General features: G+C 71.5%; 23 protein-coding genes. 9 read left to right on the top strand and 14 right to left on the bottom strand.

Going from position 1 to position 23,636, the window contains the following annotated elements:
* Positions 1-27: 27 nt before the first annotated feature.
* The 7 genes from ACZ3II_RS01165 to ACZ3II_RS01195 are packed head-to-tail and all read right to left on the bottom strand — an operon-like array spanning position 28 to position 6,719.
* Entirely contained in the window at positions 28-1,491 is a 1,464-nt protein-coding gene (locus ACZ3II_RS01165) for a glutathionylspermidine synthase family protein (protein ID WP_465515602.1), read from the bottom strand.
* A gap of 3 nt (positions 1,492-1,494) precedes the next feature.
* Positions 1,495-1,902, bottom strand: coding sequence for a hypothetical protein (locus tag ACZ3II_RS01170; RefSeq protein ID WP_465515603.1), 408 nt, complete (start codon positions 1,900-1,902; stop codon positions 1,495-1,497).
* Positions 1,903-1,949: 47 nt separating this feature from the next.
* Complete coding sequence (gene fabG, locus ACZ3II_RS01175; protein WP_465515604.1) at positions 1,950-2,711, bottom strand: 3-oxoacyl-ACP reductase FabG; 762 nt, start codon at positions 2,709-2,711, stop codon at positions 1,950-1,952.
* A gap of 51 nt (positions 2,712-2,762) precedes the next feature.
* On the bottom strand, positions 2,763-4,409 hold the full coding sequence (locus ACZ3II_RS01180; RefSeq protein ID WP_465515605.1) for an alpha-amylase family protein: 1,647 nt from the start codon (positions 4,407-4,409) through the stop codon (positions 2,763-2,765).
* A gap of 41 nt (positions 4,410-4,450) precedes the next feature.
* Positions 4,451-5,416, bottom strand: coding sequence for a hypothetical protein (locus ACZ3II_RS01185; protein WP_465515606.1), 966 nt, complete (start codon positions 5,414-5,416; stop codon positions 4,451-4,453).
* Entirely contained in the window at positions 5,413-6,375 is a 963-nt protein-coding gene (locus ACZ3II_RS01190) for a hypothetical protein (RefSeq protein ID WP_465515607.1), read from the bottom strand. Before ACZ3II_RS01190 ends, ACZ3II_RS01185 begins: the two co-directional genes overlap by 4 nt.
* Entirely contained in the window at positions 6,372-6,719 is a 348-nt protein-coding gene (locus tag ACZ3II_RS01195; protein ID WP_465515608.1) for a PadR family transcriptional regulator, read from the bottom strand. The genes ACZ3II_RS01190 and ACZ3II_RS01195 overlap by 4 nt, the downstream gene beginning before the upstream one ends.
* 130 nt (positions 6,720-6,849) lie before the next feature.
* Here ACZ3II_RS01195 and ACZ3II_RS01200 point away from each other — a divergent pair, with 130 nt between their 5' ends.
* The gene (locus ACZ3II_RS01200) at positions 6,850-7,500 is read left to right on the top strand and encodes a DedA family protein (protein ID WP_465515609.1); all 651 of its coding nucleotides are present in this window, start codon (positions 6,850-6,852) and stop codon (positions 7,498-7,500) included.
* Positions 7,501-7,502: 2 nt separating this feature from the next.
* Here ACZ3II_RS01200 and ACZ3II_RS01205 read toward each other — a convergent pair whose 3' ends face one another.
* Positions 7,503-8,870, bottom strand: coding sequence for a carbohydrate-binding protein (locus tag ACZ3II_RS01205; RefSeq protein WP_465515610.1), 1,368 nt, complete (start codon positions 8,868-8,870; stop codon positions 7,503-7,505).
* Positions 8,871-8,997: 127 nt separating this feature from the next.
* Between ACZ3II_RS01205 and ACZ3II_RS01210 the strand changes: the two genes are divergently transcribed.
* Together ACZ3II_RS01210 and ACZ3II_RS01215 are read left to right on the top strand one after the other, a co-directional pair.
* On the top strand, positions 8,998-10,155 hold the full coding sequence (locus tag ACZ3II_RS01210) for a carboxylate-amine ligase (protein ID WP_465515611.1): 1,158 nt from the start codon (positions 8,998-9,000) through the stop codon (positions 10,153-10,155).
* 237 nt (positions 10,156-10,392) lie between these two features.
* On the top strand, positions 10,393-11,586 hold the full coding sequence (locus tag ACZ3II_RS01215) for a polysaccharide deacetylase family protein (protein WP_465515612.1): 1,194 nt from the start codon (positions 10,393-10,395) through the stop codon (positions 11,584-11,586).
* Here ACZ3II_RS01215 and ACZ3II_RS01220 read toward each other — a convergent pair.
* On the bottom strand, positions 11,561-12,394 hold the full coding sequence (locus ACZ3II_RS01220) for an Fpg/Nei family DNA glycosylase (RefSeq protein WP_465515613.1): 834 nt from the start codon (positions 12,392-12,394) through the stop codon (positions 11,561-11,563). The genes ACZ3II_RS01215 and ACZ3II_RS01220 overlap by 26 nt on opposite strands.
* Positions 12,395-12,485: 91 nt before the next feature.
* On the opposite strand from ACZ3II_RS01220, the gene ACZ3II_RS01225 reads away from it, so the two are divergent.
* The 4 genes from ACZ3II_RS01225 (at position 12,486) to rocD (ending at position 15,955) form a co-directional block, all read left to right on the top strand.
* Positions 12,486-13,091, top strand: coding sequence for an ATP-dependent Clp protease proteolytic subunit (locus ACZ3II_RS01225; protein ID WP_465515614.1), 606 nt, complete (start codon positions 12,486-12,488; stop codon positions 13,089-13,091).
* An 85-nt stretch (positions 13,092-13,176) separates the two neighbouring features.
* Positions 13,177-13,680, top strand: a complete 504-nt coding sequence (locus ACZ3II_RS01230; protein ID WP_465515615.1) for a hypothetical protein — start codon at positions 13,177-13,179, stop codon at positions 13,678-13,680.
* Positions 13,681-13,946: 266 nt separating this feature from the next.
* The gene (ddaH, locus tag ACZ3II_RS01235; RefSeq protein WP_465515616.1) at positions 13,947-14,744 is read left to right on the top strand and encodes a dimethylargininase; all 798 of its coding nucleotides are present in this window, start codon (positions 13,947-13,949) and stop codon (positions 14,742-14,744) included.
* On the top strand, positions 14,741-15,955 hold the full coding sequence (rocD, locus tag ACZ3II_RS01240; protein WP_465515617.1) for an ornithine--oxo-acid transaminase: 1,215 nt from the start codon (positions 14,741-14,743) through the stop codon (positions 15,953-15,955). Before ddaH ends, rocD begins: the two co-directional genes overlap by 4 nt.
* A gap of 50 nt (positions 15,956-16,005) precedes the next feature.
* On the opposite strand, the gene ACZ3II_RS01245 is transcribed toward rocD, so the two are convergent.
* The 3 genes from ACZ3II_RS01245 to ACZ3II_RS01255 all read right to left on the bottom strand — a co-directional run bounded on the left by ACZ3II_RS01245 (position 16,006) and on the right by ACZ3II_RS01255 (position 19,197).
* A complete protein-coding gene (locus tag ACZ3II_RS01245) occupies positions 16,006-17,154 on the bottom strand; it encodes an FHA domain-containing protein (RefSeq protein WP_465515618.1) in 1,149 nt (382 codons plus the stop codon).
* Positions 17,155-17,305: 151 nt separating this feature from the next.
* Complete coding sequence (locus tag ACZ3II_RS01250) at positions 17,306-18,343, bottom strand: 1-acyl-sn-glycerol-3-phosphate acyltransferase (protein WP_465515619.1); 1,038 nt, start codon at positions 18,341-18,343, stop codon at positions 17,306-17,308.
* Positions 18,343-19,197: a patatin-like phospholipase family protein gene (locus ACZ3II_RS01255; protein ID WP_465515620.1), complete on the bottom strand. Its 855-nt coding sequence runs from the start codon at positions 19,195-19,197 to the stop codon at positions 18,343-18,345. Before ACZ3II_RS01255 ends, ACZ3II_RS01250 begins: the two co-directional genes overlap by 1 nt.
* A 76-nt stretch (positions 19,198-19,273) precedes the next feature.
* Between ACZ3II_RS01255 and ACZ3II_RS01260 the strand changes: the two genes are divergently transcribed.
* Complete coding sequence (locus ACZ3II_RS01260; RefSeq protein WP_465515621.1) at positions 19,274-19,636, top strand: MerR family transcriptional regulator; 363 nt, start codon at positions 19,274-19,276, stop codon at positions 19,634-19,636.
* Entirely contained in the window at positions 19,618-19,965 is a 348-nt protein-coding gene (gene trxA / locus ACZ3II_RS01265; protein ID WP_465515622.1) for a thioredoxin, read from the top strand. Before ACZ3II_RS01260 ends, trxA begins: the two co-directional genes overlap by 19 nt.
* A gap of 11 nt (positions 19,966-19,976) precedes the next feature.
* Here the strand turns inward: trxA and ACZ3II_RS01270 are convergent, their stop codons facing one another.
* Positions 19,977-20,192 carry a hypothetical protein gene (locus tag ACZ3II_RS01270; protein ID WP_043524790.1) on the bottom strand — a complete coding sequence of 72 codons (216 nt, stop codon included), beginning with the start codon at positions 20,190-20,192 and terminating at the stop codon, positions 19,977-19,979.
* A 43-nt stretch (positions 20,193-20,235) separates the two neighbouring features.
* Complete coding sequence (locus tag ACZ3II_RS01275; RefSeq protein ID WP_465515623.1) at positions 20,236-23,427, bottom strand: cyclic nucleotide-binding protein; 3,192 nt, start codon at positions 23,425-23,427, stop codon at positions 20,236-20,238.
* Positions 23,428-23,636: the final 209 nt, after the last annotated feature.

A 23,636-nucleotide genomic window follows, 5' to 3' on the forward strand; every position in this document is an offset into this window, starting at 1 on the left:
CCTCAACTCCACACACCGGCGGGGACGTCAGCTCTCGCTCTCGATGACGTGCGGGATGAAGTTGCAGGTGTTCGTGGTCACCAGGCCGGCGGTGCCGAGGCCCTCACGGATGCCCATCCCGGCCGGCTCGCCGTCGATCAGCCAGGAGCCGATCACCGGGTGGACGGTGCCCTCCAGGCTCTCGAAGGACGGCAGCTCGCACAGCTCCTGGACGATGTAGCGGCCGTCGGAGCCGTACTCCGAGGAGACCGCGGTGATCGGCGCGCCGTCCCGGACCAGGGTGACCGAGCCGCCTTCCCGGCCCCAGACGGGCTTCTTGGCGTACGACTTCAGCGCCGCGGCCGCCGAGGACTCGGCGAAGTAGGCCGGCAGCAGATACTTCGACCGCTCCGGGTCGTCACCGAACAGCTTCCACAGGACCGGCAGCAGGGCCTTGTTGCCGAGCAGCGCGGCCTTGTAGGGCGGCTCCAGCCACACCGTGCCGCGTTTCTCCGGGTCCGCCATGTTGCGGAAGAAGGCCTTGCCGCCCTCCTCGTGCCAGAACCACTCCCACGGGTACAGCATGAAGATGATGTCGATCGGCTCGGCCCGGTGCTCCTGGCCGGGGGCGGGGACGAACAGCACCCGGTCGCCGGCCACGTCCCAGCCGATCTGGCTCATCGCGATGAGCTCCACCGGGTAACCGGCTTCCTCCGCGGTCGCCATCAGGTACGCGACGTTCATCCGGTCCTCGCCGGAACGTTCGCTCGTCTCGTACGCAAAGTAGATCTTGGGTTTCTCCGGCAGCCAGGGCCGGGCCTCCCGCAACTTGCCGATGTTGCGCCGCCAGGCTCCGGGCTCCCCCGGCTCACCCAGCTCGCCCGCCCAGCCGGTCAGGGCCTCGTGGATGGAGTTCCACTGGCGCCAAGGATGCTGGGTGACGCCGGTCTGGTCCATCCAGTGCCACTGGATGACCGCGGCCTCGACCAGTGACGTCGGCGTCTGCGCGTTGAACTCGAGCAGCTTGGGGACGCTGCCGGCGCCGTTGTACCAGAAGTCGAACCTGCCGTAGACGGTCGGCGAGTAGTCCGGCGTCTGCATCGGCAGGCGCCCGTCCGGGTCCTTGTCGCGGTGCGTCCAGGTCTCCGCGTCACCGTCGAGCCAGGTCCGGATGATCTGCTCGTGGGTGTACTCGGGGATCCCGATCCGGGTCAGGAAGCACGACTCTGCGGTGCAGACCGAGCTGAAGAAGCCCTGCCGGCGACCCTCGGCGGTGCGGCGCGGGCACTGCGCGACCATCCAGTCGCCCGCGTCCATGCACATCGTGTAGAGGGTCGAGGTGGCGGTCTCCAGCTCCTCGATCTCGGCGGCGGTGAAGTCGTAGTACGACCCCTCCTGCCAGTACGAGTACTCGGTGCCGTCGGGCAGGACGTCGTCGTTGTACGTCAGCCCGAGGCTGAAGTTGGTCAGCCGCCAGCCGTCGCGAACCGGCCCGGTCGAGATCCGCCGCACTGTTCAGCTCCCCGAGGACTTTCCGCTGCCACTGCCGCTGCCGCCCTTGCCGACGACGCTGGTCTTGACCGTACCGTTCGAGATCTTGCCGGAGGACGGGAGACCGAAACGGGACCGCGAGGCCGCGTCGTTGTACGCGAAGCGGCTGCCACCGGCCGGCAGCTTCGACCCGACCGGGTAACCCGACCGGTAGCCCGAGGAGTGCCAGATGAAGAAACCGCCACCACCACCGCCGCCACCGTCGTTGTCGTCGTCGCAGTAGTCCTCGTCGACGATCACGCCGTTCTCGTCGGCGCAGTAGAAACCCTCGTCCACATATTCGTCGTTGTCGCACGCCGCAGTACCACCCGCGGCCAGCAGGAGGAAGGTGCTGGTCAACGACACGGTCCGGGAACTGATGCGTCGATTCATGATTTCTTTGTAACTCTTCTCAGCAAGTTGCCAGTAACCATGAGTCCTCAGTCCTGCGGTCCGCCGGCCACGTACACCACCTGGCCGGAGACGAACCCGGCCCCCTCGCTCACCAGGAACGACACCGTGTTCGCCACGTCCTCGGGGCGGCCGGCACGGGCGACCGGGATCTGGCTGACGGTCGCCTTCTCGAAGTCGGCGAAGTCTACGCCGATCCGGGCCGCCGTGGCCTTCGTCATATCGGTCACGATGAAGCCGGGCGCGACCGCGTTCGCCGTGATGCCGAACTTGCCGAGCTCGATCGCGAGGGTCTTGGTGAACCCCTGCAGACCGGCCTTGGCGGCGGCGTAGTTGGCCTGGCCCCGGTTGCCGAGAGCGGACGTGCTGGACAGGCTGACGATCCGGCCGAAGCCCGCGTCCACCATGTGCTTCTGGACGGCCTTGGTGAACAGGAAGGCGCCCCGCAGGTGCACGGCCATCACCGTGTCCCAGTCGTCCTCGCTCATCTTGAAGAGCAGGTTGTCGCGCAGCACACCGGCGTTGTTGACCAGCACGGTCGGCGCGCCCAGCTCGGCCACGGTCCGCTCGACGGCCGCCGCGACCTGATCCTTGTCGGCCACGTCCGCGCCGATCGCGATCGCCTTGCCACCGGCTGCCACGATGGCGGCGACCGTCTCGGCGCCGGACTTCTCGTCCAGGTCGACGACGGCGACGGCCAGACCGTCGGCGGCGAGCTTGCGGGCGACCGCGGCGCCGATGCCGCGTGCGGCTCCGGTGACGACAGCGACACGGGGTACGGACTGCGACATTGCGGCCTCCAGCAGTGATCGCGAGCTACTGGAGGCCGATGCTAGACCGGGTCAGGCGGTTCTGCGCATCCGGATCCACCGGTATCCGTATCCGCTGACCTTGATCTTGTCGAATCCGTCCGGCTCCGGGTACTCCTGGTCGGCCAGGATGTCGTTGGCGAAGTCCGCTTCCTCCGCCAAACTGCTCAGATCGACGGTCGCGTCCTCGGTGCTCAGATTGTGCACGAAAAGCATGGTGCCGGTCGCGGCGTCGGCACGGTGCACCAGGATGCCGCGGGGCGCCGTCACATCCACGTGGGTGCAGGTGCCGCTGCCGATCTCGGGCGCCTCCCGCAGCGTACGGATCATCCGCTCGAACCAGGACAGCAGCGACGCCGGATCGTGCCGCTGCAACGTCACGTTGACCTTCTCGAACCCGAAGTCGCCACCGGAGATCACCGGCCGGACCAGGTCCTTCGGGTCGGCGGCCGAGAACCCGCCGTTCGGCAGCAGGGACCACTGCATCGGGGTACGGATGGCGTTGCGCCCGTCCAGCGCGAGATCGTCACCCATGCCGATCTCCTCGCCGTACCGCAGCACCGGCGTGCCGCGCAGGCTGAACTGGAGCGAGTACGCGAGTTCGAGCCGCCGCCTGTCGTTGCCCAGCATCGGCGCCAGCCGGCGGCGGATGCCCCGGCCGTAGAGCTGCATGTTCTCGTCCGGGCCGAACTGCTCGAACACCTCACGGCGCTGCTCGGCGGTGAGCCGGGACAGGTCGATCTCGTCGTGGTTGCGCAGGAAGGTGGCCCACTGCCCGCCGTCCGGCAGCCGCGGCGAGTCCCGCAGCGCGTCGATGATCGACTCCGGGTCCTGGCGGGCCAGCGCGAGCACCAGCTTGGCGTTGAGCATGAAGTCGAACAGCATGTGGATCCGGTTGCTGGAGCCGCCCTCGTCACCGAAGAACGTGACCAGCCTGTCGGGCTCCACATTGGCCTCCGCCAGCAGCACCGCGTCGCCGCGCCGCCACTGGACGTGCTGCCGCAGCTCGGAGAGGAACCCGAAGTCCATCGGCGCGGTCGGATTGCCGGGCTCGGTCTCCTCGATGATGAACGGCACCGCGTCCATCCGGAACCCGGCCACCCCGAGCTGCAGCCAGAACGCGCAGATCTTCTTGATCTCCTCGCGGACCTCGGGGTTCTTGAAGTTCAGGTCCGGCTGGAAGTCGTAGAACCGGTGGTAGAACCACAGTTTCGCCTTGCGGTCGTAGGTCCACGTCTCCTTCTGCTCACCGGGGAAGACCATGCCCTGGTTGCGGTCGGACGGAGCGCTCTCGCTCCAGACATACCAGTCCCGGTACGGCGAGTCGGGCGACGACCGGGCCGACTGGAACCACGGGTGCTGGTCCGACGTGTGGTTGACCACCAGGTCGATGATGACCTTGATACCCCGGTTGGCCGCCTGGTGCAGCAGTTCGGCGAAGTCGCCGAGGTTCCCGAAGCGAGGGTCCACATTGTAGAAGTCGGACACGTCGTAGCCGTCGTCCCGGCCCGGGGACGGATGGATCGGGTTGAGCCACAGGCACGTGACCCCGAGCCGGGCGAGGTAGTCGAGCCGCCCGATCAGGCCGCGGATGTCCCCGCAGCCGTCACCGTCGGAATCGGCGAAGGAGTCGATGTCGAGGCAGTAGACGACGGCCCTGGAATACCACCGGTCACTCATGGCCGTTTACCTATCCTCAGCGCCCCGACTCGAAACCGCGCTCACCCGCGGTCCGCCTCCCAGCGCCGGGTGATCTCCGCTGTCACCGCGAAGGTCGCCGCGGGGATCAGCACCATCGCGGCCCACTGCACCGGGCCGAGCAGCCGCTCCGCGCCGGGATTCCGCATGTTGAACTCGACGAGGTCATCGAACGCCGTGCTGATCAGCGGGAAGGTGACCAGCACCGGAGTCGACCACACCACCAGCCGCCGGCGCACCGCCGGCCGCTGCCGGACCACACCGCTCACCACCAGCACGACGAACACGGCGGCCAGCAGAGCACCCGGCCTCAGGAACTCCGGGGGCATCGACCGAAGGCTCGTCCACGGCTGCAGGTAAGCGCCCGGAAGTCCCTGCGCGGCAAGCGCCAGGCCGGCCGACACCATCGGGAGCCAGCCCCGGAAGCGCCCGGACCGGGGATCTGCCAGCGATGCCGCGACGAGCACCAGGACCGCCGCGACGATCATCCAGTAGGCGTAGAGCAGTGTCGCCGGCGTGTCGAGATAGGACCGCGCCGGAGCGAGGACCTCGCCGGCCAGCCCGGCGGCGGCGCCGAGAACCCCGAGGGACCGCAGCCCGCCCACCGCCCCGCCGAGCGCGACCGCCCAGCCCGCGAACCGCAGGATGTCGACGGCGCCGCCCGCGAACACCGGGACGGGCCAGCCGGCCGCGGCCGCCACCATGCCGGACCGGCGCACCGCCAGCGCGAACAGCAGGATCGCACCGAAGAGCCAGACGACCCGGGCGGCCTCCCGCCACGGCCCGCCGGGAGCGGACAGCGCCCGCAGGTGGGCCGTCAGCGCCGTCCGGAGCAGGTCGAACACCTGGCCCGGCCCGGTCCGCGCCTCGGCGAGCAGGACGGTGATCATCTCCTCCTCGTACTCGCGGCGGAAAGCGCGGGGATAGAGGGCGAGAAGGCGGCGGTAACGAGTCTCGGGGGCGGACCGCCGCACGGCGTCGCCGGTCACTCGAGGGCCCTCCGAGCGGCCACGCGGTCGAGCACCCGCAGCAGCACGATCCCACCGGCGAGGACCACGAACGGGGCGAGGACGACGATCACGTACTCATAGGAGTAGGACACGATGCTCAGATTCTGGAAGGACCAGACCGCCGTGAGGAGGCCCGCCGACAGCGCCGCGACCCGCCCGCGGACCCCACGGCCGGCGCACCACGCGGCGGCGGCCAGCAGGAGGGCGGGCAGCCAATACCGCATGAGGTCGGTCACGGCGGCGAGGGCTCCGTCGAAGGCGGGATCGAACCCGATCCGGTCGATGAACGGCATCCTGGTCACGGCCGCCACGACACCGCCGCCCAGAGCGAACAGCAGGCCACGGGTGCCGAGCACCGCACGGGCGCCCCGGTCGGCGACGCCGAACAGCAGGGTCACCGCGAGCGCGAGGACGAGACTCCAGGCCAGGGACAGGCCGCGCAGGTGCATCGGCACCGACCAGAACCACATCGTGCCGGCCTGGGCCAGCACGCCCGCGGCGGCGAGCGCCACCGTGGCCCGGCGCATGCCGAGCACGGCCGCCGCCACGACCAGCAGCCAGATCACGGTGCGGACGGCCGGCTCCAAAAGCATCAGGCCATCGGCGCCGTACATCCGAAGTGGATCGCCGTGACTCCACAACTGCAGGCCGGTGACCAGGCGGCTCAGCGCGCCACCGGCCAGCAGCAACGCGCCGAACAGGGCGGTGACGGCGGCGGCGGGGCGCCAGCCCGTCCCCCGCTGCGTGTCGAAAGCCCGGCCGAGCCGGGCGGTGAGACCCGCGCGGACCAGGTCGAACGCATCGGCCAGGGCCGGCAGCCGGCGGCCGGGATCCGCACCGGACATCAGCACGCCGATCATCTCCTCCTCGTAGGCGGCCCGGTGACCGGCCGGATAGACCCGCAGCAACCGGCGGTAACGCGACTCCAGAACGGTCATGCCGGGGAACCTCCGAGCTCGGGGCGGCGGGCGCGCAGGCGGCTCTCCGCGATGGCGGCCTGGGTGCGCAGGCGGGTGGTCTCGGCGGCCAGGCTCTGCTCGCCGGCACCGGTGAGCCGGTAATAGCGCCGCAGCCGGGACTGCACCACCTCTTCGCGGTCGACCTCGATCAGGCCCTCCGCCCGCAGCCGGTCGAGAGCGGCGTAGAGAGTGCCGGCCCGCAGGCGCACCCGGCCGCCGGTCATGGCGGAAACGTCCTCGATCACGGCGTAACCGTGTCGTGGCTCCTCGGCCAGAGCGGTGAGCACGAGGAAGGTCGGCTCCCGCATCGGAGTGTCACTCATGGACGGAAGCATATACCGATGAGCGGCATATACGGGAGCGGTTCATGGGCGCATTCTCGGGTAGTTCTCAGCTACCGGCTGCACTGTGTATGGGGATCGGCTGGACTCAACCACTCATGGAGGCGCGCACATGGCCGAAGGCGGACTCGAGAACCTCGGCGGACTGACCGGCTGGGTCGCGTCGGTGATCGATTCGCTCGGGGAGATCGGCGTGGGCCTCCTGGTCGCCCTGGAGAATCTGATCCCGCCGATCCCCAGCGAGATCGTCCTGTCGATGGCCGGCTATCTGGCCAGCGAGGGCCGGGTCAACGTGGTGCTGGTCTGGTTCACCGCGACGCTGGGCGCGCTGGGCGGCGCCGTCGCGCTGTACTGGTTGGGCCGCGGTCTCGGCGAGGAGCGGCTCAAGCACTGGCTGGACCGGATCCCGCTGGTCGACTCGGACGACCTGAACAAGGCGGACCGGTGGTTCGAGCGGCACGAGCGGGCGGCGGTGCTGTTCGGGCGCTGCGCCCCGGTCGTCCGCAGCCTGGTCTCGATCCCGGCCGGCGCCAACCGGATGCCGATGGGCCAGTTCATGCTCTTCACCACGATCGGCAGCGGCGTGTGGAACGCGCTGTTCATCGGCGCCGGTTACGCGCTCGGCTCCCGCTGGGAGGACGTCGAGCAGTACGCGCAGTGGTTCGACTACGCGATCTGGGCGTTCTTCGCGATCGCCATCGGCTCCTGGGTGGTGAAGAAGGTGCGCAAGCGGCGGCAGCGCGCCGCCGCCCGCGCCCGCTGAGGTCACCTGCGGAACTGGATCCAGTTCACGTTCACGAAGTCGGCCGGCTGCCCGCTGGAGAACGTGAGATACACGGTGTGCCGGCCGGTCACCCCGGAGACGTTGCCGGGGATCGACTGCCAGGTCTGCCAGCCGCCGGTGCCGCCCAGCGCGAAACCGCCGATCGGGGTGCTGGTCCGGCTGTCCAGCCGCACCTCGACCAGGCCGCTCACCCCGGCGGGCGCGCCGGACGCGACCCGGGCCACGAAGTCGCGCACGCCGCCCGTACCGAAATCGACGTTGTCGAACTGCAGCCAGTCGCCGTTCGAGACGTAGCCGACGTTCTGACCACCCTCCGAGCAGTTCTCCACCTGCACCCCGGCCGAGGCGTTGGACGACTCGGCCTCGATCCGGGCGAAGGCGTCACGCGACGTGCCGGACGGAGGAGTCGTGGGCGGGGTCGTGGTGCCGCCGCCGGACCGGTAGACCGCCACGTAGTCGATCAGCATCGGCACGCCGGACTGGGTGGCCGCGGTCGGCCCGCCGCCGAAGGCCGCCGGGAACCCGCCGCCGATCGCCACGTTGAGGATCACGAAGAACCCGTGGTGTACGGCGTTGCTCCAGGTGGTCGCGTCGACCTGGGAGGAGTTCAGGGTGAAGTAGTTCGCCCCGTCGAGGTACCAGCGGATCTGTTCCGGGGAGGTGCTGCGGTCATATTCGACGGCGTACGTGTGGAAGCTGCTCAGACAGCCCGAGCAGGCCCGCTCGCCGCTGGTCAGGCCGGTGGTCTCGTTGCACGGGCCGCCGGGGTTGGTGCCGCAGTGCAGGGCCGCGAAGACGCTGGACCGGCCGTTGATGTTCTCCAGGATGTCGATCTCGCCGATGCTCGGCCAGTTGGTCGCGCCGACCGGGCGGGCCGCGTCGCCGAGCGCCCAGAAGGCCGGCCAGTATCCCGCGGCGGCCGCACCGGTCACGTTCGGCTGCTGGATCCGGCCCTCGATGCGCAGCTTGCCGCCGGCCGGGGCGGCGAAGTCGGTGCGCTGGGTCTCGACCCGGCCGGAGGTCCACCGGCCGGCGGAGTCCCGGATCGGCTTGATCGCCAGGTTGCCGTTGCCGTCGTGGTAGACGTTGGCGGTCGAGTCGGTCATCGTCTCGATCTCACCGGTGCCCCAGTTGGCGGCGCCGCCGGGATAGCCGGTGCCGGTGGAGTAGAGCCAGTTCGACCGGTTCAGCCCGGTGCCGGCCGCGCCGGTGAAGTCGTCGCTGAAGACCAGGGTCATGCCGGAGGGCGCGGGCGGCACGGCGGCGTCGGCTTGCGCGACGAAGGTGACGGAGGCCGCGACCGCGAGGGCGGCGGTTGAAGCTGCGAAGAGTCTCCGGGGGATTCGCATGGAGATCGCGCCTTTCGTGGGGGATTGAGAGAGCGCTCTCACAGATTGCACGCTTGTTTCCCGGGCTTGTCAATATGGACGTTCGCCGATCGTTTCCGCATTGATCGCGCCGGGTATCCCGACGCCCATGGAGACCGCGACGTCAGGTACCGAGATCTCGCCGGAGCTCGCCACCAAGGCCGAAGAGAACGATCTGCTCACCCTCGGCGTCGAGGAGGAGTACATGCTCGTCGACGGGACCGAGCCGCGCGCGGCGGAACTCGTCGAGGAGGTGTTCGCCGAGCTGCCCGGCGACCTGCGGGACGTGGTGCAGCACGAGTACTACCGCAGCCAGATCGAGGTGGCCAGCCCGCCGCAACTGGACCTGGACGCTCTCGGGGAGGCGCTGCGCGGGCTGCGCTCCGGGGTCGCCGCCGCGGCGGAGCGGGCCGGCGCCCGGCTGCTCGCGGTCGGCACCGGGCCGGCCGCCGGGCCGAACGCGCGGATCGTGGACAACGAGCGCTACCACCGGATGCGGGAACGGTTCGGCGACCTCTCCCCCGGCCCCGGCATGTGCGGCACCCACGTGCACGTCAGCATCCCCGACCCGGAAACCGGCGTGCAGGTGCTCAACCACCTGCGCCCGTGGCTGCCGGTGCTGCAGGCGGCCACCACCAACTCGCCGCTGTTCGCCGGCCACGACACCGGGTACGCCAGCTGGCGCTCGGTGATGTGGGAACGCTGGCCCACCGTCGGCCCGACGCCGTACCTGCGGTCGCACACGCACTACCTGACCCTCATCGAGGACCTGGTCGCGAGCGGCGCGATGCTCGACGACGGGATGCTCTACTGGTACGCCCGCCTCTCCGCGAACTACCCCACCGTGGAGATCCGGATGGGCGACGTCATGCCCACCGCCGACGACGCCGTGCTGCTCGCCGCGCTGACCCGGGCCCTGGTCGCCACCCTGCTGCGTGAGGTCCGGGCCGGAATGCCCGCGCCCGAGGTGGAGCACCCGCTGCTGATGGCGGCGCACTGGCGGGCCGCGCACGACGGCCTGGAGGGGCTGAACATCGACATGGCCACCCGGGAGCCGCGGCCCGCGTGGCGGCTGCTGCGGCAGCTGTTCGACTACGTCCGGCCGGAGCTGGAACGGCACGGCGACCTGGCCACCGTCACCCGCCTGATGGGTCGGCTGCGGGAGCAGGGCAGCGGCGCGGCCCGGCAACGGGCGCTGCTGGCCCGTGGCGGCTCGGTCGCCGAGGTGGTCGACTGGCTGGCGAGCGCCACCCGGGGCGACCGTTAGGGATAGCTTCCTCACAGATTGCGCTCAGCTTCATCACGGCAGGTGAGCAGCGAAGACGCCGTTGAGTGACGGCGCGATGACCGATCTGGTATCGCGCTCGATCATCTTGTTCGGTAGGCATGACGGATGCCCCCGCACACCTCGCTCTCACCTGCGTCGATGTCTCGTGCGGAGAGCCGGCCGGCCGGTCGGCACCGGGCCCCCGACGATGCGGCCGGGAGAGTGCCGGCACAGCGGGTGACGTCCCGGATCGACGGGTTGCGGACCGCTGTCGTCCCGGCGCCACGATCGGCCCGGCACCGCGCGGAGCCGGACGACTCGTCCCGGCCCACCCGGGCCGAGGCTCGCCGCAACCGGAGCGGCGCCCATCGCGCCCCCTCGGCGGACCGGCCGGTGGGGACCCTGCTGCGAGCCGCCCGGAGCCGTCCGCAGTTGCTGCTCGGCGCCTTCGTCGCCGTCGGCCTGCTGCTCACCGCGGTGCCGATCCCGCAGGCCGGCGGCGAGTCCACCAGCGTGATGACCGCCGCCGCCGAGGCGGTCGGCGTGATCGACAAGCCGGCGCAGAAGAAGCCGGCCGAGCGGAAACCGGAGCCGAAGCCGGACGCCGTGCAGGCGCTGCCGGCCACCGACCCGAGCCTGACGGCCAAGCCGGCACCGTCGCCGTCCGTTCCGGCGACCCGGCCGGCCGAGCGCGCGCCGGAGAAGGTCGCGGTGCCGGCCGGTGACGGGCCGTTCAACTCGCGGCGCACCACCGGCTCGCAGGTGGTGATGCTGAGCTTCGACGACGGGCCGGACCCGGAGCAGACCCCGAAGATCCTGGCGCTGCTCGAGCAGTATCAGGTGAAGGCGGTGTTCTGCCTGGTCGGCACGCAGGCCCGCCGGCACCCCGACCTGGTCCGGAAGATCGCCGAGGCCGGGCACGTGCTCTGCAACCACACCTGGGACCACGATCTGAGGATCGGGACCAAGAAACCCGGCCAGATCCGGGCCGACCTGGCACGGACCAACGCGGCGATCCGGGCGGCGGCGCCCGGCGTCGCCATCCCGTACTTCCGGGCGCCCGGCGGCAACTTCACCGACCGGCTGGTCACCACGGCGTACGGCGACGGCATGACGTCCCTCTACTGGGAGGTGGACCCGCGCGACTGGGAACACCCCGAGGGGGAGACCTCCGAGCAGCACGTCAAGCGGATCGTCGCCCAGGTCAAGAAGGAGACCCGGCCGGGCGCGATCGTGCTGTCGCACGACTTCAACCAGCCGGACACCACGACGGCGTACACCGAACTGATGCCGTGGCTGGTGAGCAACTTCCAGATCGGCGTCCCCGGCGCCGAGCCCGCGCCCACACCCTCCTCGTCGGCGCCGGCCACCCCCACGCCGGAGGGGCCGGAGGCGACGCCGTCGGTCAGCCCGAGCGTCTCCGCGACGTGACCAGCGGCTGGCAGGCCGGGCACCAGTAGGTGTTCCGGCCGGCCATCCCGCCCATCAGGACCGGGGTCCCGCACACCAGGCAGGGCTGGCCGGGGCGGCGGTAGACGTACACCTCGCCGCCGTGCCGGTCGACCCGTGGCGCCCGCCGCATCGCCTCCGGGGTGTGCTGCGTGTGCACGGTGTCGATCCGGCCGCGCAGCACGCCCTCCTTCATCAGCTCCCGCAGGTCGTCCCAGATCGCCGTCCAGGCGGCCTCGTCGAGCGCGGTGCCCGGGGTCTGCGGGGACAGGCCGGCCCGGAACAGCACCTCGTTGGCGTAGATGAGGCCGCAACCGGCCACGATGGACTGATCCATCAGGAGAGCGAGCAGCGGTTTCGTGCTGGCGCGGATGCGGGCCCAGGCAGTGGTGGGATCCGCGTCGTCGCGCAGCGGGTCGGCGCCGAGCCGGGCGCGCAGCAGGTCCACCGCGGGCGGCTCGAGGATCTCGCACGCGGTCGGGCCGCGCAGCTCCAGCCAGTGCCGGTCGCCGGTCAGCGCCATCCGGACCTGGCCCACCGGCGCCGGCGCGGGCAGCTCGCCGTCGGCGAACTTGCCGTAGAGGCCCAGGTGCACGTGCAGCACCCGGTCGCCCTCGTAGTGGTGCAGCAGGTGTTTGCCGACGGCCTCGGTGTCGAGCAGCACCCGACCGTCGATCAGCGCGGCGCCCGCGGCGAACCGCCCCTGCGGGCTGCTCGCGCCGACCGGACGGCCGGCGAACAGCTCACGGTGGCGGGCGGCGAGGCGGTGAATGGTATGTCCCTCCGGCACGCACCAACGGTAGCCGGGCATTATGCCCTGAGCGGATTCGCCCTGAGGCGAATCGCTGGGATCTGGACCACGGCTGGGAGAGAGTGAGTTCATGAGCATTGAGACGACAATGCGCGGTGGCGGCGCATCCTTCGACGACCAGGTGTTCGAGCGCCTCCTCCGGGAACGGATCATCTTTCTCGGCAGTGAGGTCAACGACGAGGTGACCAACCGCATCTGCGCCCAGATGCTCCTGCTCGCCTCCGAGGACGCGGAGCGTGACATCGCGCTCTACATCAACTCCCCCGGCGGCTCGATCAGCGCCGGCATGGCCGTCTACGACACCATGCAATACATCAAGAACGACGTGGCCACCATCGCGATGGGCATGGCCGCCTCGATGGGGCAGTTCCTGCTCTGCGCCGGCACCCCCGGCAAGCGTTACGCGCTGCCCCACGCCCGCGTGATGATGCACCAGCTCTCCGGCGGCATCGGCGGCACCGCGGCCGACATCGCCATCCAGGCCGAGAGCATGCTGCACATCAAGCAGGTGATGAACGAGCGGATCGCCTTCCACAGCGGGCACACCCCGGAGGAGATCGAGCGTGACTCCGACCGGGACCGCTGGTTCACCGCGCAGCAGGCCAAGGAGTACGGCCTGGTCGACCACGTGATCACCAAGGCGGCCGACGTGCACACCGGCGCTCCGCTGGTCTGACACACCGCTTCATCCGCGCCGCCCGTGTCGAATCCGGGCGGCGCGGGTAAGCAATCACGTCAGAACCCGCCAAGGAGGTACTGACGTGAGGATCCCTACGTTCCCTCGCCAGTCCCCGGCCGATGAAGCGGACACCGAGCGCACGCCGGTGATCCCCCGCCGGGACGACGGCGCATCCACCACCACGACTCTTCCCCCGGTCTCCGAGCAGCAGCGTGCTCGATCGATCTCCGAGCCGGTCCCGGTCCCGGCGGCGCCCGCGCCACGGGCGCGGGCGAGCTTCATCGCCACGCTGGGCCTGATCCTCGCGGTCGCCGGCGCCTTGCTGGTGCTCTCCGGACCCCTTCTGGGGTACGGCATCGCCGTCGCCGCCGTCGCCCTGGCCCTGTCGCTCGCCGGCATCTTCACCACCCGCAAGCGCCACGTGGCCGGCAAGACCGACGCCCTGATCGGCCTGCTGCTGTCGATCGGCGCCCTGGTCATCGGCGTTCTCGCGCTGGCCGGGCAGCTCTGGTGGCTGGGCACCGACACCAACTCCGTGACCGATTTCCGAACTTGGCTGGATACTCAGTTTGAAACTCGGTTCTGACGGGTATGTGACAGATACCGGCGCTGGTGGTTCACCGGCGGCCCCTCCCCTCGGAACCGGGACGGCGTCACACCCGTCCCGCCCCGAAACCCTCCGGCGATGCGCCGGAGAATTGCTCAGGCCCTGGCCCGGGTGGCGGTTCGCCCCCGACGCTAGGGCCTTTGCAATGTTTCGCCATCGGCACCCGCGATCACGCAACGATCCGCCGGATCACGCATGGTTGATCCGGGGTATCCGTCAGTGCCTGGCGCATACCGTTTCTCTTCATGAGCCTGAAGCGCCGCTACCTGATGTGCCGGCCCACCCATTTCGCCGTCACGTACCGGATCAATCCGTGGATGGACCCGACGGCGCCGTACGACAACGCCCTGGCCATCAGCCAATGGGAGAACCTGCGGCAGACGTTCCTCGGTCTCGGTCACACCGTCGAGCTGATCGACCCGCTGCCCGGCCTGCCCGACATGGTGTTCGCCGCGAACGGCGGCACCGTGGTCGGCGGGCGGGTCCTGGGCGTGCAGTTCCGGGACGCCGAGCGGGCCGACGAGGCCCCGGCGTACGCGGCCTGGTTCCGCGAGCGCGGATTCGAGGTGCACGAGCCCAAGCACACCAACGAGGGTGAGGGCGACATCCTGCTCGCCGGCGACGTGCTGCTGGCCGGCACCGGGTTCCGGACCGCGCACGCCTCGCACGCCGAGACCCAGGAAGTCCTGCAGCGGCCGGTCATCACGCTGCAGCTGGTCGACCCGGCGTACTACCACCTGGACACCGCGCTGTGCGTGCTCGACGAGCGGAACATCGCGTACCTGCCGCAGGCCTTCTCGCCGGGTTCGCAATCCGTGCTCCGGCAGCTCTTCCCGGATGCGATCATCGCAACGCCGGAGGACGCCGCCGTGCTGGGCCTGAACGCGGTCAGCGACGGCGAGACCGTGGTGCTGGCCGAGCAGGCCACCCATCTGGCCGGCGCGCTGCGCGCGGCCGGCTACCAGACCATCGGGGTCGATCTCTCCGAGCTGCGCAAGGCAGGCGGTGGGCCCAAGTGCTGCACGCTGGAGGTACGTTCGTGACGACTGTGGAATTCCGTACGGGTGAAGCCCTCGCCGACGCCGAGAAGTGGACGGCCCACAACTACCACCCGCTGCCGGTGGTCGTGACCGAGGCCGACGGCGCCTGGGTGACCGATGTCGACGGTCGCCGCTACCTCGACTTCCTCGCCGGGTACTCCGCCCTCAACTTCGGGCACCGCCACCCCGCCCTGATCGCCGCCGCGCACGCCCAGCTCGACCGGCTCACCCTGACCAGCCGGGCCTTCGTGCACGACCGGTTCGCCGAGTTCTGCCGCGGGCTCGCCGAACTGTGCGGCAAGGACCTGGTCCTGCCGATGAACACCGGCGCCGAGGCGGTGGAGACCGCGATCAAGGTGGCCCGCAAGTGGGGTTACCAGGTCAAGGGTGTGGCGGACGAACGGGCCGAGATCATCGTGGCGTCCGGGAACTTCCACGGGCGTACCACCACGATCGTCAGCTTCTCCACCGACCCGGAGGCGCGGGCGGACTTCGGGCCGTACACGCCCGGGTTCGTCGTGGTGCCGTACGGGGACGTGGCGGCGGTCCGGGACGCGATCACGCCGAACACCGTCGCCGTGCTGATGGAGCCGATCCAGGGCGAGGCCGGCGTGCTGGTGCCGCCGCCCGGGTTCTTCGCCGGGGTCCGCGAGCTGTGCACCGACCACAACGTGCTGATGATCGCCGACGAGATCCAGTCGGGTCTGGGGCGTACCGGAAAGACCTTCGCCATCGAGCACGAGGGCGTCGTCCCGGACATGTACGTGCTCGGCAAGGCCCTCGGCGGCGGCATCGTGCCGGTCTCCGCGGTCGCCGCCGACCGGGACGTGCTCGGTGTGCTGCGGCCCGGTGAGCACGGCTCCACCTTCGGCGGCAACCCGCTGGCCTGCGCGGTCGGCGCCGAAGTGGTGAACCTGCTGGCCGGTGGCGAGTTCCAGGAGCGGTCGGCCCGGCTCGGCGCCCGGCTGCACGACGGTCTCACCGCGCTGATCGGCAAGGGCGTGGTGGCGGTCCGCGGGCGCGGCCTGTGGGCCGGCGTGGACATCGACCCGGCCCTGATGACCGGGCGGCAGGCGTGCGAACGGCTCGCCGAGCGCGGCGTGCTCGCCAAGGACACGCACGGCTCCACCATCCGGCTGGCCCCGCCGCTGGTGGTCACCGAGGACGACATCGACCTGGCGCTGACGCACCTGGCGGCCGTCCTCCAGGGCTGATCCAGAAGACGGGCGCCGCCGCCGTGCCGGCGGCGCCCGTCTTCTGTGCGTTATCTGCCGACCGGCCGGAACGCCATGGTCGGGGCCTCGCCCATCACCGACTCCGGCTGCACCACGCCGCCGCTGGCCCACAGCTTGGACCGGCCCACGTACACCCCGGCGTAGAGCTCGACGATGTCGTCCGGGCCCAGCAGCAGGCTCTGGTCGCGGCGCAGGGTGATCCGGGCGCCGTCGTCCATCGAGCCGCCGGGCCGGACCCCGGACCCGTTCATGCTGATGTCGGTCACGGTGATCTCGCCACCGCGCAGCGACAGCTGGACGTGCCCGCGGCTGATCCATTTGCGGGCCTCGTCGGTGAGCCACTGGCCCAGCATGACGCCGGAGCCGCCCTCCGGCGCCCGGCCGATCACCACCGCCCGGTCCTCGGACACCGCGAACCGCTGCCGGATCACGCCGTCGATGCGCACCGAGAAGACCTCGGTGGCCGGGCGGGCCCCGGCGTCGCGGAGCCGGTCACCGTGCCGGGGGCAGGTCGGCACACCCGCCCGCAGCGCCGGCGGCGGCTGCGAGACCGGGCTGGTGTAGACCCGCATGTCGGCGAACGGGCTGTCCGAGTCGCCGCCGCTGCCGTAGGCGTTGCAGTTCGGCGCGGGGCAGCTCCACACCCGGGCCAGCAGCCGCTCACCCAGCGGGGACCGCGGCGCCGGCGGGGTCACCTCGCCCCGGCCGACCCGAGCCACCAGCGTCGGCCCGGCCTGGCTGGAGACCAGCGCGAGCAGCCGGCCCGGCTCGGTCACCCAGGGACGGCTGGCCCGGAAACGGTCCTCCCGGTCCCGGGTGAGCACCGGCAGGCCGAGCATCTCGGCCACCTCCAGAGCCCGGTCGTCGAGCTGCGGGACGACCTCGACCTTGCCGTCGTCGGCCCAGCGGCGCACCACCATGCGCTCGTTGGACGTCAGATCGGTGTCGGAGAGCAGGGCGCGCGGCGCGATCGCGTAGACCGGCACGTTCTCCTCGGACATGTGCCTGCCGAGCGCATCGACCAGGAGGCCGAGACGGACCAGGCTGGCCGGGCGGCCCCCGTCGAGGTCGGCATAACGGACGACCTCTGACAGATCCACCACGGCCCGGGCGAGTGCCGGATCGGTGGTGAGCCGGGTCTCGATGGCGTCGAGGACCTTGCTGACCTCGAATCTCACGAGTCCTCCCCCTGTGCGTACGCGTGCTGACGCTCTGACCCATCATGCCCGCCCGATGATCCCGCGAAAAATCGGGCCGGGCCCCGGCACCGGCCGTGTGTGGATTTCCGGCGCGTGGAGCGGCCGAACTCCACACGCGGAAGTGCGCCGGTCAGCGGCGGGGGCGGGGCGGCCACAGGGGCCGGGGCGCGGGCTGGTTCTCCTCGATCCACGCGTCGATGCGGGCCCACCACTCGTAGAGCCACGCCGCCCGGGCCTCCTCGCCGGCCGGCACCTCCTCCGGCGGCACGCTCCAGAACCGCATCACCAGCCGCTTGTCCATCGGCAGCTCCCGCCACACATCGGCGACGCTCACCATCCGATCCAGCCCGGTGTGCGCCACGAAGATCACCCCGGCGTCGGGGGCGGCCTCGATCGCGGCGAGCAGCCCGCCCGGTTTCGGGGGCAGCAGGTGACGCAGGTTCTCCGCCTTCACCGCTTCGTCGTGCAGGCCGCGGGCCCGCAGCCGGGCGATCGCACTGATCTTGCGGCCCGGGGTGAAGTTGCCGCCCTCCGGGAAGATCACGAAGGCGTCGTTGTCGTCCAGCCCGGTGGCCAGGTCGCCGATCTGCTCCTCGAGCGTCGCCGTGCCGGTGCGCCCGGGCGAGATGAAACGGTTCGGCAGCCGGTTGAGCAGCACATCCACCGCCGGATCCCACTGCAGCGCCGCTTTCAGCACGATCCGCGGCTCCCGGGCGAACCAGTTGACCAGGGCATGGATCAGGGTGAACGAGTCACCCGGCCCGGCATGCCGGCTCACCACGATCTCCGGCCGGCCCGGCTGGGCGGTGTCCGGATCGGTGCCCACCACGTCGATCTCCAGGTGCAGCGACCAGCGGGCGAACCAGAAGAGCAGGCCGAGGAAGCGCCCGGTGAGCACGTAGTGCGCCCGCTGGAAGACCGGGCCACGGATCCTCCAGCCGAAGCCGGAGGCCACCCACAGCACGCCGAGGGCGATCAGCGCCGCCGCGTCCCACACCAGGTAGACGATGAGCAGGAAGACCAGCCGCGGCACCCGCAGCCGGCCCGGCACCAGCGGCGAGACGGCGAGCGCGAGCAGCAGCCAGAACGGCAGGGTGGTGAGCAGGGTGAAGGCGAGCACCACGACGGCCGGGGCGATCACCACCCGGCGGACCCAGACCGGCGGCATCAGTGGCCGCCCGGCTCCGGCAGCGGGTGCACGTTGGCCGTCAGGTAACGCCGGGAGGCGGTGTAGGCCCGGCTGATCCGGCGGCCCACGGCGGCCATGTCCCGGTACGCCCACGGGGAGTCGTCACGGCTCTCACCACCGCCGCTGGGAAGGACATGCACCCGTACATCGTCGGGCAGGGACGCAAGCTCCCGCGCGAACCGGTGCCGGCGGGCGATCTCGAACGCCACCTGGGCCACCTCCCACGGCCGCTTCGGCACGGTCAGCTGACGTTCCACCCGGCCCACCTGCAGCACGAAGATCATTTTCGCGCCGAGCCGGACCGCCTCGCCGATCGGGATCGAGTTGACGATGCCACCGTCCACATAGTGCTCACCGGCGATCTCCATCGGCGGCAGCAGGCCCGGCACCGCCGAGGACGCGAGCACCGCGTCCACCAGCGGTCCACTGTCGAACCAGTGCTCGGCGGCCCGCTCGATGCTGGCCGCGCAGCAGTGGAACGGCACCCGGAGCCCGGCGAACGTCGCCGACTCGCCCAGCTCGCTCTCCAGCAGGCGGCGCAGCGGGCGCGGCGAGTGCAGATGGGTGCGGGCCGCGAACCGGCGCATCTGGCGGCCGAGCGAGTCGCCGTACACCGCCGCTGCCTCCGGCGACGTCCAGAGCCGGACCAGCCGGTCGGTGACCCCCTCGCAGGGGTCCGAGGCGACCAGCGCGCCGTTCACCGCGCCGATCGACGTGCCGACCACCAGGTCCGGGTGGAACCCGGCCCGGAACAGCGCCCGCAGCATGCCCACCTCGACCGCGCCGAGGACTCCCCCGCCACCGAGCACGAACGCCACCGGACCGTCGATCATGGCTCCATCCTCGCACGCAGTGCCGCTGCTCACGGCCTTGCCTTGACGCCGGTGTCAGGGCCTACCGTCTCTTTCCATGCTGATCGGAGAGCTGGCCGAACGGGCCGGCACCAGCCCCCGGACGCTGCGCTACTACGAGGAACACGGGCTGATCAACCCCAGCCGGGACGCCAACGGCTACCGGCAGTACGACGACGGTGAGCTGCGTGTGGTCCACGAGATCCGGGCGCTGCTCGCCGACGGCTTCGGGGTGGACGACATCAAGCCCTTCGTCGCCTGCCTGCGGGCCGGCAACAGCGCCGGCCACGTGTGCCCGGACTCCGCGACGGTGCTGCGCCGGCGGCTGGCCGAGGTGGACGGCTACCTCGCCCAGCTGACCGAGGTCCAGCAACGGTTGCGGGACCAGTTGAAGGAGATCAAATGCCAGATGACGCCCTGATCACCGTCACCGACGCCACCTTCGCCGAGACCGTGCTGGCCTCGGACGTGCCGGTGCTCGTCGACTTCTGGGCGCAGTGGTGCCCGCCGTGCAAGCCGCTGGCACGCGTTTTGGCCGAGCTGGCCGGGGAGTTCCACGGCCGGCTGCTGATCGCCTCGCTGGACGTGGACGCCAACCCGTCGACCACCGTCGCCTACCGGGTGCACTCGATGCCCACGCTGCTGTTCTTCCGCGACGGCACGGTCACCGGAACGCTGGTCGGCGCTCGGCCGAAATCGATGCTCCGCCAGGCGATGACGAACGCCCTCACCCCGTACGCGAACGTCTGATACCCGGACGGTCAGTCCAGTTCGGGCATAGCGACCGGCTGCGGCCGGGGATGGCAGGCGCCGCACTGCGCCGCGTCCTCCACCACCAGCGCCTCGGCCCGGTCGCGGCGCTCCGACCGGATAACCTCCAGCAGGTACGGCCCGAACCGGGCATGCTCGGCGCACACCCCACGGCCACAGAACCGGCACGTCGCACGTGCCCCCTCGGCGCAGAACCAGCACAGCATGGGCGGCCTCTCCTCACTCGTCTCCGGTCAGGCCGCCCGGCCGTCAGCTGACGGACGGCACCGTCGGCGTCTCCGTCTCCCCGCCCGTCGGATCCGGGGTCGGCTCCGTGGTCGGATCCTTCGTCGGCTCGGTCGTCGGGTCCTTCGTCGGCTCCGTGGTCGGATCCTTCGTCGGCCTGGTGGGCGGCGTCGTCGGGTCGGTGGTGGCCGGCCGGGTCGCCGGCGCCGTGGTGGTCCTCGTCGGCTTCGTGGTGGGGCGGGTCGTCACCCGGTCCGTCGGGTCCGGCTCCGGGGCGTCGGTCGTGTCGATCGCCTGGTCGTCGCTGTCGTCCTCGGGCGCGGTCGTGGTCACCGACGGCTCCGGCGTGGCCGTGACCGCGGACTCCTCCGGCGCCGGCTCCGGCGTCGCCTCCTCGGTCGGCTCGACCTCCGTCGGCGGCGCGATCGCCACACCGTCACCGCAGTTCAGCGACTCGTTGCTGGGCGGGTTGCCGGCGCCGCCGACGTTCACCGCGCCGGACGAGACGGTGACCTTGCCGGGGTCGACCGCGTACCAGGCCCGGCCCGCGCTGACGACGTCGCCGCCGGCCCGCTGCACGGTCAGGGACAGCGGACGGTACGCCCCGCTCGGGCTGCTGGTGTCGGCGAGGACCCGGCCGTTCTCCAGGGTCAGCCGGCCGGACGGAGTGGACTGACGCCCGTTCGCCACCCCGACGTCGCCGATCCGGGTCCGCGACCCGCCGCACAGGACCACCGCCGCGCCGCCCGGGAAGGTCAGCAGAGCCACGCCCTTCCCCGGCACCTCGATCTCGGCGCCGGCGGCCAGATAGCGCCGGTCGCCGGGCGCCAGTGGCGCCGACGCCCGGTCGGCGATCGCGGTGGCGCCGCCCCGCTGCACGCTGAGCAGCACCCGCTCGGCCGGCATCTCCGCCCAGGCCGGGCCGGACCGCAGGTTGACGAGCATGCTGCCGAGGGCGAACACCAGCATGAGGCTGACGAAGCCCCACATCCGGCGCTCGAAGTGACGGTCCACGTCGTACTGCTCGTCGGTGTCCGGCGGGCCCGGCGGCACGGCCAGCGGCGGGTGCGCGGACCCGGGCCGGGCCACCGCCGGGGTGCTCGGGCGCAACGCCGGCATCGGGACGCCGGGGCCGTACGAGCCGATCAGCGGGGGCAGGTGGGAGGCGTCCGGGATGACCCACAGCCGCACCGGGGTCCGGGCCTGCGCCACCATGCCGGGGCTGCCGTCACCGACCGGCCCGACCAGGGTGCCGCGGCGCAGCTCCACGCCGTCGGGCATGGCGATCACGCCGGACTCGACCACCACCGCGTGGGTCGGGCCGGGCAGGATCACCGGGGCGCCCGGGTCCAGGTCGGCCGGGTGCGACGCGTTGATCAGGGCCAGCCGCTGGTCCTCCTCCAGCGCGGCGAGCGCCGGGGTGTCGGCGAAGAGGGCCTCCGCCTCGGCCCGCTCGTGCGGCGGCGGGCCGGGCATCGGGCCGATCACGGCGGCGGCGGTGGCGGCCGGGACGGCCAGCATGGTGACGCCCGCGGTGTGCCAGTCGAGCTGGGCCGACCGGCCGGTCAGCGCGGTGGCCAGGCCGACGACCCCGCCGGGGCCGACGTGGTGCCGGATGGTGCCGCCGGGATCTCCGGGGCGGCGGCCGTGCAGGGCGCCTTCGACCACCACGTACACCGCGTTCTGCGCCGCGCCGGCCAGCACCAGCTGCCGGCCCGTCGGCGGGCGCATCCAGCGGGCCCGGGCGGCCAGCGCCTGCAGCGAACCGTCGGGCAGGCCACCGAGCTCGGAGGCGCGCAGGGCGGCCACCCGGCGCGGCAGGTCGGCCTCACGGTCCCGCTCGGCGAGTCGCTGCCGGAACCGGCGGCCGGCCCGGATCAGGCGGCCGAGCAGGAAGTAGACCAGCGGGGAGACGACGCCCAGGACGATCACCAGCAGCAGGAGGCGGCTGGCGAGGCCCTCGTGCCAGAGACCGACGGCCAGGCCGTGGATCCGGTCGGTCCACAGGCGGTGCGCGAGTCCGGCGGCGCCGGCCAGCCAGAGCAGGGCCAGCACGCCGTAGAGGGCGACGAGCCGGCCCTCCCGGTCCAGCCGCTTCCAGCCGGGGCCGCGCAGGCGCAGGCGCCCGCCCATCCAGGACAGGCTGCGAGCGCGTACGTCCGGAATCTCCAGCCAGTCCATCAGCAGGTACTTGCCGTCCAGCGGCAGCAGCGGGCTGAGGTTGAAGAAGGTGTGCAGGTAGAACAGGAAGGCCAGCTTGAACGTGACGCCGGCGATCGCGGGCACCGCGAACCCGGCCAGCTGCAGCACACCGGCCAGGCCCAGCGCCGCGGCCGGCCCGGCCGCGGTGACGGCGATGCGGGCCCGCCGCCCGGCCATCCACACGTCGCTGGTGTCGACGAAGACCGACGGGATGCCGAAGTGCAGCATCACCCCGGCCACCGGCACCTCCCGGCCGACCCGTTTCGCGGCGATCGCGTGGCCGAACTCGTGCACCGCCAGCACCAACACGTTCAGTAGCGCCAGCGCGACTGCACCGAGCAGGTACGAGTCACCCACCAGGAAGAGTGAACGGCTGCCCCGCTGCCAGGTGGCCGCGAAGAGCAGCACACCGGCCACGGCCACCAGCGCGCCCAGCCACACCGCGGGCCGGGTGAAGAGCAGCTTGCCGACCGTCCGGTAGATCGCGCTGACCACACCGTCCACCGGGACGGAGAGGACCATCCGGCCACGCGCCGCGACGGCCAGCGAGTCGGCGGCCCGGCGGGGCAGCGCCTCGCGGCGCATCTCGCGGAGCGGCCGGAAGGCGTCCATCGGCAGCTCTTCGAGCATGCGGTTGGCGGCCAGGTCGGCGACGACCCGGCGAACCTGGTCGGGGGCGAGCCGGCCGGCGATCCGGGCGAACTCGGCGACCAGCCGGGCCACCGTGCTGTCGCCGTCCATCATGAGGGCGAGCTGGTACTCCTCCGGGGTGAGACGGAGGTACGAGCTGCGGCCACCGTCCTCGGGCGAGCGCAGCATCACGTAACGGCCGCCCCGCACCGCGGTCCGGTGCCGGACCTCGATGCCGGGACGCAGGACCGGGCGGGCGCCGGCCGGGTTGAGCCGGTCCGCGACGGTGTGCCAGAGCCCGGTGTCGGCCGGTCCGGACGGGACCCCGGGAGCCCTGCCGGCCAGGGCTTCCCAGACGTTGGTCCGGGTCTCGACGTACGTCACCTAAGGGGGCCTTTCGCTCCGCCGTACCGCTGCTGTCTTCGCCTGTGAGAGCTCCTCGTGGCGAATGGAGATTAGGCAATCACCTGCCTGAACGCGAGTCCCCGCCGGGGAAAACTTCCCGTTGGCGGAGAAGGTCCGTAAATCTCGGTATCGACAGAAATACGGCGGGTGACACGCCCACCCCCGGGCACGTCACCCGCCGTAGCGGA

This window comes from Actinoplanes sp. NPDC019969, from assembly GCF_055562375.1.

Coding starts and splice junctions, on each gene's coding strand:
- ACZ3II_RS01250 (WP_465515619.1), bottom strand. CDS start 18,343: ATGCCGCCGGTCTGGGTCCGCCGGGTGGTGATCGCCCCGGCCGTCGTG.
- ACZ3II_RS01195 (WP_465515608.1), bottom strand. CDS start 6,719: ATGAGTGACACTCCGATGCGGGAGCCGACCTTCCTCGTGCTCACCGCT.
- ACZ3II_RS01225 (WP_465515614.1), top strand. CDS start 12,486: ATGAGCATTGAGACGACAATGCGCGGTGGCGGCGCATCCTTCGACGAC.
- ACZ3II_RS01205 (WP_465515610.1), bottom strand. CDS start 8,870: ATGCGAATCCCCCGGAGACTCTTCGCAGCTTCAACCGCCGCCCTCGCG.
- ACZ3II_RS01180 (WP_465515605.1), bottom strand. CDS start 4,409: ATGAGTGACCGGTGGTATTCCAGGGCCGTCGTCTACTGCCTCGACATC.
- ACZ3II_RS01200 (WP_465515609.1), top strand. CDS start 6,850: ATGGCCGAAGGCGGACTCGAGAACCTCGGCGGACTGACCGGCTGGGTC.
- ACZ3II_RS01210 (WP_465515611.1), top strand. CDS start 8,998: ATGGAGACCGCGACGTCAGGTACCGAGATCTCGCCGGAGCTCGCCACC.
- ddaH (WP_465515616.1), top strand. CDS start 13,947: ATGAGCCTGAAGCGCCGCTACCTGATGTGCCGGCCCACCCATTTCGCC.
- fabG (WP_465515604.1), bottom strand. CDS start 2,711: ATGTCGCAGTCCGTACCCCGTGTCGCTGTCGTCACCGGAGCCGCACGC.
- ACZ3II_RS01170 (WP_465515603.1), bottom strand. CDS start 1,902: ATGAATCGACGCATCAGTTCCCGGACCGTGTCGTTGACCAGCACCTTC.
- ACZ3II_RS01190 (WP_465515607.1), bottom strand. CDS start 6,375: ATGACCGTTCTGGAGTCGCGTTACCGCCGGTTGCTGCGGGTCTATCCG.
- ACZ3II_RS01270 (WP_043524790.1), bottom strand. CDS start 20,192: ATGCTGTGCTGGTTCTGCGCCGAGGGGGCACGTGCGACGTGCCGGTTC.
- ACZ3II_RS01260 (WP_465515621.1), top strand. CDS start 19,274: ATGCTGATCGGAGAGCTGGCCGAACGGGCCGGCACCAGCCCCCGGACG.
- trxA (WP_465515622.1), top strand. CDS start 19,618: ATGCCAGATGACGCCCTGATCACCGTCACCGACGCCACCTTCGCCGAG.
- ACZ3II_RS01255 (WP_465515620.1), bottom strand. CDS start 19,197: ATGATCGACGGTCCGGTGGCGTTCGTGCTCGGTGGCGGGGGAGTCCTC.